Source organism: Phaeospirillum tilakii (genome assembly GCF_042683125.1).
GTDB classification, from domain to species: domain Bacteria; phylum Pseudomonadota; class Alphaproteobacteria; order Rhodospirillales; family Magnetospirillaceae; genus Phaeospirillum; species Phaeospirillum tilakii.
Map to the genome: position 1 here is coordinate 1 of NZ_JBHUIY010000096.1, position 1,304 is coordinate 1,304.

Below are 1,304 nucleotides of genomic sequence, written 5' to 3' on the forward strand. Positions count from 1 at the left end.
CCGTCATAGACCAGATGGGCGTCGAGGAAGGCGGCGTCGGCGATGGTCTCGATCCGCCGCGTCGCCAGCCGCTCGACGAAGCGGCGGGCGACGCCGTTGATGGTGCGCCGGACCACGGCGTAGAGGTCGTGGCGGTCGTCGCCCTCGATCGTCGCCACCCGCTCGAAGCTGCCGCTGGTGGTGTGCAGCGCCCAGGCGCCGACATCCTGTTCGCGGAAATAGGTCAGGCTGAGCAGGGCGCCATCGTCGCGCACCATCCAGAAGGTGCTGTCCGGGGTCTGGGCATAGGCCCACGAGACGATCCGGTGGCCGTCGAGCAGGTGGCGGGCCAGGATCGAGCGGTCGGTGCCGACGAAGCCATCGACCGAATAATCGTAGAACAGGTCGCGCACCGCCGCCCCCAGCCCCTGGAGGTAGAGGCAGGTGTTGCCGCTGCACAAAGGCGGCAGGCTGCCCGAGCCCCAGTAGGATTGCGGTTTCAGCGCGATGCCGTCGGCGCTGGCGCTGATCGCCGATCCGGTGCCGCCGCCGTTGCAGACGTTCTCGCTGCCGCTGGTGAGGATGATCAGGTCCTGCACCGACAGCAGCCCCTTGATCGCGTTGATCTCGCCCGAGCCGAGCGAGACGGTGATCGCGTCGTCGCTCTTCGACACCTGGGATTTCGAGAAGTTCTCGAAGAAGCCGGTGCGGCTCATCCACAGCCCGTGCGGCTTGTTGTTGGTGGCGGCGAAGCACAGCCGCTGCTGGTGGATCGCCACCACCGAGGGGTAATCGCCCGCCGCCGCGAACGGATTGGTCGCCTCGGGCGGCCCGTCCGAGATGTCGGGGGTGATGTTGGTGTCCTCGAAGCTGGTGGCATCGCCGTCGGCGAGGCCGACATAGCCGTACATCCCGTTGACCGCCTTGTAGACCCGGAAATAGGCCACGTCGGTCAGCGCGCTCCACGACACCGTCAGCTTGCAGCCGACCGGCCAATCGTCGGCGGTTGGGCCGGTGGTCGAGCAGATCGCCGAGGGCAGGCTTTCCTCGCCGGTGCTGGCGCTGATCCGGGTGACCTTGTAGGAGACGGTCTCGGTGTAGCTGTGGGTGCTGCCGGCGGTCTTGGCGACGGCGACGCCGGTGGGGGCCGACAGGGCGGGGGCGAAGGTCAGGGTGGTGAAGGCCCAGCTGGTCCACGAACTGCGCGCCAGCTTGCGCGGCGGATGGGCGGGATGGGCGAGATAGATCACGTCGCCCGACTGGGCGTGGGACAGTTCGGCGGCCTCGGCGGCGGTATAGGGGCTGGCGACCGTCACCACCTTGCC

Annotated in this window: 1 protein-coding gene; it reads right to left on the bottom strand. The window is 68.5% G+C overall.

Going from position 1 to position 1,304, the window contains the following annotated elements:
* Window positions 1-1,304, bottom strand: a 1,304-nt coding sequence (locus tag ACFSNB_RS18670) for a phage tail protein (protein ID WP_465264581.1), incomplete at both ends; no start/stop codon positions are given.